Source organism: Bacillus sp. MUM 116 (assembly GCF_001866655.1).
In the GTDB taxonomy this organism is placed as follows: Bacteria; Bacillota; Bacilli; order Bacillales; family Cytobacillaceae; genus Neobacillus.
The window spans coordinates 1-6755 of sequence record NZ_MLYR01000178.1 but is presented as its reverse complement, the minus strand read 5'-3'; the positions used below and the strand labels follow the sequence as shown (position 1 = coordinate 6755).

General features: G+C 35.5%; 7 protein-coding genes. 6 read left to right on the top strand and 1 reads right to left on the bottom strand.

The genetic code is table 11. The annotated features are described in order from the left end of the window. Positions 1-82 precede the first annotated feature (82 nt). On the bottom strand, positions 83-949 hold the full coding sequence (locus BIV60_RS27585; protein ID WP_071358859.1) for a metallophosphoesterase: 867 nt from the start codon (positions 947-949) through the stop codon (positions 83-85). 280 nt (positions 950-1229) lie between these two features. On the opposite strand from BIV60_RS27585, the gene BIV60_RS27580 reads away from it, so the two are divergent. From BIV60_RS27580 to BIV60_RS27555, 6 genes are all read left to right on the top strand, one after another. Further along, the gene (locus BIV60_RS27580; RefSeq protein ID WP_071358858.1) at positions 1230-2441 is read left to right on the top strand and encodes an EAL domain-containing protein; all 1212 of its coding nucleotides are present in this window, start codon (positions 1230-1232) and stop codon (positions 2439-2441) included. Positions 2442-2649: 208 nt separating this feature from the next. Continuing rightward, the gene (locus BIV60_RS27575; RefSeq protein WP_026574712.1) at positions 2650-2886 is read left to right on the top strand and encodes a YkuJ family protein; all 237 of its coding nucleotides are present in this window, start codon (positions 2650-2652) and stop codon (positions 2884-2886) included. Between the two features lie 271 nt (positions 2887-3157). Beyond that, positions 3158-3616 carry a cyclic-di-AMP-binding protein CbpB gene (cbpB, locus tag BIV60_RS27570; RefSeq protein WP_071358857.1) on the top strand — a complete coding sequence of 153 codons (459 nt, stop codon included), beginning with the start codon at positions 3158-3160 and terminating at the stop codon, positions 3614-3616. An 83-nt stretch (positions 3617-3699) separates the two neighbouring features. Then, complete coding sequence (locus BIV60_RS27565; RefSeq protein WP_071358856.1) at positions 3700-4584, top strand: transcriptional regulator CcpC; 885 nt, start codon at positions 3700-3702, stop codon at positions 4582-4584. A gap of 77 nt (positions 4585-4661) precedes the next feature. Further along, a complete protein-coding gene (dapD, locus tag BIV60_RS27560) occupies positions 4662-5372 on the top strand; it encodes a 2,3,4,5-tetrahydropyridine-2,6-dicarboxylate N-acetyltransferase (protein WP_071358855.1) in 711 nt (236 codons plus the stop codon). 54 nt (positions 5373-5426) lie between these two features. Next, entirely contained in the window at positions 5427-6560 is a 1134-nt protein-coding gene (locus tag BIV60_RS27555; RefSeq protein ID WP_141770582.1) for an N-acetyldiaminopimelate deacetylase, read from the top strand. Positions 6561-6755: the final 195 nt, after the last annotated feature.

The following is a 6755-nucleotide window of genomic DNA, read 5'->3' as shown; positions in this document are numbered from 1 at the left end:
ACGAAAAACAACAATCTATGCGAAAATAGCCTTAGCAAAAAATAAAATTCCTTTTCTCAATTTAATTGAATAAGGATTTTATTTAGCTGTTTTGTGATTTTAAAGTAAAAATGGTTAGTTCGGGCTTGGCCATAAATCGAAAAGGGAGTCTTGTTGTTCCGATACCTCTGTTAACATATAATGTTAAATCTCTGATTGAATATAGTCCCTCTGTATAAACTTGAGCAAAGGGTGGGGTAACAAGGGCTCCGAAGAATGGAATTTTTACCTGGCCGCCATGACTGTGTCCGCTAATCTGCCATTGGATTGGATACTGAGATGCCATATCAGCAAGGTCAGGTGCATGAGATAATAAAATTTTAAATCTATTTTCAGGTATATGTCTTGAAGCAAAGGGAATATTGGGCTTTCCTAACATGGCATCATCTACTCCGATTAAATAAATGGGCGGACCGTCATCCAGTTTAATGGATTTTGATTCATTTAATAAAACAGTAAAATTTGCAGCCTCCATAATATTCCGGTAAATATCCGTTCCATATCCCCCATGATCATGGTTGCCGAAAATGCAAAATTTCCCAAGTGGAGCACTTAATTCCTCTAAAAGTGGAACAATGTTATTAATCTTATCATATCGATTCGGTTCATCCATTAAATCTCCTGTGAAAATGATGAGGTCGGGGTTAAGGTGATTAATTTTTGTGATTAGTTTTTTAAATTGGTGCAGATTATATTGAAATCCCAAGTGGGTGTCACTGAATTGGATAATTCTTTTTCCGTCAAAGCTTTTTGGAATTAAGGGGTGCTTGATTTCAAGTATATTCGTGTCCAGTAGGGCAGGTTCAATCTGATTGGCATAAAAATATCCCCCTGAACCTAGGCCGAAAATTGCGAGGAATGCTCCAAATGAACGCTTTAAAAGAAATCTTCTCGTTATTTTTGTTTGCATTTTTTCTTCAAATCCACCTCACTCTTTAAAAATAAACATCATTTTGTATTTTCTTTAAATTTGCTATAGAAAGCAAGTAATTTAAATAAAATTCTCTTCCTAATCCCACTTTATACGTTAATATTCAAAACTTGGACGATTATTCATAAAATATGATTCGATTGGGTATGTGCTTTTATGATGGTATCCTGTTTGAAAAGAACGTGAGAAGGCTATGATGCGTATTGTATATATTGGTATGATATAATGAGAAAAATCTTTTTCTGGAGGGTAAGTAAATATGGATGCATTGGATATCCTAGCGGATCTTGAAAATGTCATTCCTTTTTTTCAACCAATATTTAGTGCAGAGGAACAACGAGTTGTTGCATATGAAGTATTGGGAAGATTTAGGTCAGAAGGGAACATCATCAGTTTAGGACCTTTTTTTCAAGATGATCAAATTCCGGATGAATATAAAATTGAAGTGGATCAGATTGTTGTAAAAAAGGCATTAGAAAAAGCTCTTAGTTTAGATGAACATGTCAAAATCTTTTTAAATCGAAATGCTGATTTATTGATGTACGGACATGGAGAACCATTTTTACAAGAGCTATTAGAATTTGAAAAAAAGGGAATTCGTTTGAATCGAATGGTCTTGGAAATATCTGAAGAAAATTACACTGGAGATTTTGATCAATTAGATCACTTGCTCCAATATTATCGAACGTATGGAATTCAAATTGCGATAGCTAGGATTGACAGTTCTAAAAATTATTTTCAACGAATTGGAGAAATGGAACCGGATATTCTAAAAGTGAACTTGGAGGCTTTAAAATCGACAGCAACCGGAACCAATTTTAATGATGTCTTATTTACTCTGTCATTATTAGCACGTAAAATTGGGGCAACTTTACTTTTTGAAAATATTGAAATGAGTTACCAGCTCCAATTTGCTTGGAAAAACGGTGGAAGATATTATCAAGGTTACTATCTTCACCCACCTGGCCCTGATTTTATTCCTGGAGAAAAGCTAATGGAAAGATTAAGGGAGAAATTCCATGATTTTATTGCCTATGAAAAAAGAAAATTAGAAGCCGTATATACGACAGCAGAGTTTTTTCAATTAAAAGTCCAGGAAATTGTAATCAAAAACAGGAAGACAAGTTATGAGGATTTATTTCAAGCCTTGATAAAAGAAATGGATCATATTGCCTTTCGAATGTATGTATGTGACGAAGACGGCTTCCAAAAATCGGTAAATATCTTTAAAGAAAAAAGAGAATGGAAAATTCAAACCGAGTATCTCAATAAAAACTGGAGCTGGCGCCCTTATTTTTTGGAAAATATTATCAAAATGCGGAATGAACGAAAAGGAATCCTATCCGATTTATACAGTGATATTGAAACCGGTGAAACAATTCGAACTTTTTCCTTTCCGATGAATGGGGAAGAATATCTGTTTATTGACATCTCTTATCAATATTTATTTGAGCATGATCAGCTTTTATAAATGGGCACTAAATAGGAGCTCAAAGAAAAAAATTTATACTTTCCCTAAATTTTGCTTGGACAAATGCCGTTCCTTATTTTATTCTTTTAATATTGGCATGTAATAAGCTTAGTTGTTAAAACTTCGAAAAAATCCTTTAGGATAGAAACATGCTAAAAGAGAAACATAACTGTAGGAAGTTTGTTTGTGTTTGAAAGGAGATAGGCAAATGTCACAGCTTCAAGGTATATTAACACGTTTAAAAAATCTTCAGGAACAATCAGGGGGGGGAGAACCGGCACAACGCTATTTCGAAGTAAATGGTGAGAGAAAGTGTCAGGTAACCTTTCATCCTAAAACAGAAACATTTGAATTAGAAGTATACAATGAAAAGGAAAAACCAAAGCGTTATCAATTCGATAATATTGATATGATTACAATTGAAATTTTTGATTTGATTCAATAGGGACCTTTTAAGGTTCCTTTCTTTTTCAAAAGTAAAGAAAGAATAAAATTTTCGTCTTTGAGAATTGTCCAGCGCAAGCGTCCTAGCCCTCGATGGTCTAAGCCAATTCGTCAAGAAGGTTAAAGAGCAACCTTCTCGCCGGCTTGGCTTATGCTATGCCTGAGGCTGAACAAGGCGCTTGCGCTTTTCTTACTATGCTAAAACCATACAGCCGCTAAGGAACTATGGTAAAATGAAGAGGAATCAAACTAAAAAATTGAGGAGTTCGGCGATGATAAGTCTTCACAGTGGGGAATTTTTAGAATTAAGCATTAAAGATTTTATGATCCCTTCCGAGCGGGTCGCACATGTGCAGATTGGAAACAGTCTTGAACATGCATTATTAGTTTTAACAAAAAGCGGATATACTGCCATTCCTGTTTTAGACCCACATTATAAGCTCCACGGGTTAATCAGCACCCCAATTATTATGGATTCCATTATAGGATTGGAAAGAATTGAATTTGAGAAATTGGAGAAAAAACGAGTAGAAGAAGTCATGAAAACAAATATTTCACGAGTGAAAATTACCGATTCCATGATAACCTGCCTGGAATTACTTGTTAATCATCCATTTCTTTGTGTTGAATCTGAAGAAGGCTTTTTTGAAGGGATTTTGCCTAGAAGTACAGTATTAGATCAATTAAATAATCTTGTAAAAAGATTTTTAAAACTAAAACATGATGAATAAGGCTCCCTTTATAGGGAGCTATATTATTGATAAAAATTTTATAACATTAATAACAATATCAACAAAAAAAGAGGGATGACATTTTGTCCTCACTTTCAGAATTTCAATTATTATCTGTCTTGGCACAAGAAATGAATATGCGTAAGGCATCTGAGCGGCTTTTTGTTTCCCAGCCTGCGCTATCCCAGCGGCTGCAAACCATCGAAAAAGATTGGGGAACGAAATTGTTTATTCGTTCCCAAAAAGGGCTGGCTCTAACTCCATCGGGAGAACAAGTCATTCAATTTGTAAATGAAGTACTAAATAAGGAAGAAAAGGTCAGGGAGGCCATTCATTCACTTCAGGCCGGAATATCTGGAACATTAAAAATTGCGGTTGCTTCAATTGTTGGGCAAAATTGGCTTCCTCAAGTATTGAAGCGGTATATAGATACTTATCCACAGGCGAAAATATCGCTTGTAACAGGATGGAGCAGTGAAATTTTAAAATGTTTATATGATGACCAAGTTCATGTCGGGATTATTCGAGGGACTCCTGATTGGAAAGGAGTCAAGGTTCATCTTTTCAGCGATCCATTATATTTGGTGGATCGGGTAATTACAAAGCCAGAGGAAGTTTTAAATACAGATCGTCCATTTATCCAGTTTAAAAGCGATTCCAACTATTATCAGGAAATCCAGGATTGGTGGATGAGAAATTTTAAAACCTCGCCGAAAAGGACTATTGTTGTCGATCAAATTGAGACATGTAAACAAATGACCTTTAATGGTATTGGCTATTCTATTCTCCCGGCGATTACGTTAAGAAGCGCGGAAAAAAATATTTTCAAAATTCCGCTGCTGAACGAAAATAATCAGCCGTTAAACCGGGATACATGGTTATTAGGGTATGAATCATCTTTTCAATTAAAACAGGTAAATGCTTTTGTCGAATTAATTAAAGAATATGTTTCTGAAAAAAAACAATAATCTATTTTTTTGTTGTATTCAACGCTTTCGTTTGTTAAAGTAATTTTTAGTACAAGCTTTAGGGAGGAACAAATGTAATGAAAATGATGGATGCACATGAAATTATTTCCTTTATTCAAAATAGTAAAAAATCAACACCTGTAAAGGTTTATTTAAAAGGGGACTTGGAAGGAATTGATTTTGGAAGCAATGCTAAGGTATTTATAAACGGAAATACTGGGGTTGTTTTTGGCGAGTGGGCTGAAATTAATGCTGCACTAGAAGCCAACAAAGGAAAGATCGAAGATTATGTAATTGAGAATGACCGTCGTAATTCGGCTATTCCTTTGCTTGATATGAAATATGTCAATGCCCGAATTGAACCTGGTGTCACCATTCGCGACCAAGTTGAAATTGGTGACAATGCAGTTATTATGATGGGGGCATCTATTAACATCGGTGCTGTCATTGGTGAGAATACTATGATTGATATGAACGTGGTTATGGGTGGAAGAGCAACCGTAGGGAAAAGATGTCATATTGGCGCCGGAACGGTTTTAGCTGGCGTGATTGAACCGCCTTCTGCAAAACCAGTTGTCATTGAAGATGATGTTGTAATTGGAGCAAATGCCGTAGTTCTTGAAGGTGTTACCGTTGGTAAAGGGGCTGTTGTTGCAGCGGGAGCTGTTGTAACGGATGATGTTTCGCCAAATACAGTTGTCGCAGGAATTCCAGCTAAAAAAATAAAAGATATTGATGAAAAGACTAAATCGAAGACAGAAATAATGGATGCGCTTCGTCAATTATAATCAATAGGAGAAAAGCGTGGATATTCCACGCTTTTTTTTCTAAACCGAGGAGTAATCAAAAAAATGAATTCGTTTGTAAAAATTCGCCGTGATTTACATCAAATTCCCGAACTGGGGTTTCAGGAATATAAGACTCAAGCCTATTTATTGTCTTATCTGCAAGAATTACCGCAAGATCGAATCACTATTAAAAAGTGGAAAACCGGGATATTTGTAAAAATCCACGGTCTTAATCCAAACAAAACGATTGGTTACAGAACAGATATTGATGGACTACCTATTTCAGAAGCAACTGGGTTACCATTTAAATCCACTCACGATGCTCAAATGCATGCATGCGGCCATGATTTTCACATGAGTATTGCTCTTGGAATTATTACCTATTTCGTTGAAAATCCTATTAAAGACGATTTGCTGGTTATTTTTCAACCGGCAGAGGAGGGCCCTGGGGGGGCGGAACCGATGCTTGAATCTGATATCATGCTGGAGTGGAAGCCGGATATGATATTTGCCTTACATATCGCCCCTGAATACCCTGTAGGAACCATTGCTTTAAAAGAAGGATTGCTATTTGCCAATACTTCTGAATTATTCATTGATTTAAAAGGGAAAGGTGGACATGCGGCCTATCCGCATCAAACCAATGATATGGTCATTGCTGCTTGTTCATTAGTGAACCAATTACAGACCATTATTTCAAGAAATGTCGATCCACTAGATAGTGCAGTAATTACAATCGGAAAAATCACAGGAGGAACAGTGCAAAATATTATTGCCGAAACTGCCCGTCTTGAAGGGACCATTCGAACCTTATCACCTGAATCAATGCAAAAGGTAAAACATCGAATAAACTCCCTAGTTAATGGAATTGAGACAGGCTATGAATGTGAGGCAAATATTGATTTCGGGGCCATGTATCATCAGGTATATAACGATGAAAAGTTAACAGCTGAATTTTTCGAATATATGAGGGGTCAAACACAAGTAAAGGTTATCGAATGTAAGGAAGCAATGACAGGTGAGGACTTCGGCTACATGCTTAAGGAAATCCCGGGATTTATGTTTTGGCTTGGAGTGAACTCGCCATTCGGCTTACACCATGCAAAATTAAACCCTAACGAAGAAGCAATTGATGTTGCTATAAAAGTAATGACAAACTATATCAATTATCAAGGAAATAAAGAGTAAAACCAATGCGTTTTGTTTTATACTTTTTGGAAATCATGATAAACTTATAGCAAATAATGGTGAATTTTGTTACATAGAAAAAAGTTTATTCTTCACTTATTAAGGAAAAACTGATTGATGGGAAATATGAATTATAATTAAAATTAGTATTTATTTAAATTAATTATAATTTAATATTGACTCAAAATTAGATTT

Coding starts and splice junctions, on each gene's coding strand:
- dapD (WP_071358855.1), top strand. CDS start 4,662: ATGAAAATGATGGATGCACATGAAATTATTTCCTTTATTCAAAATAGT.
- BIV60_RS27580 (WP_071358858.1), top strand. CDS start 1,230: ATGGATGCATTGGATATCCTAGCGGATCTTGAAAATGTCATTCCTTTT.
- cbpB (WP_071358857.1), top strand. CDS start 3,158: ATGATAAGTCTTCACAGTGGGGAATTTTTAGAATTAAGCATTAAAGAT.
- BIV60_RS27575 (WP_026574712.1), top strand. CDS start 2,650: ATGTCACAGCTTCAAGGTATATTAACACGTTTAAAAAATCTTCAGGAA.
- BIV60_RS27585 (WP_071358859.1), bottom strand. CDS start 949: ATGCAAACAAAAATAACGAGAAGATTTCTTTTAAAGCGTTCATTTGGA.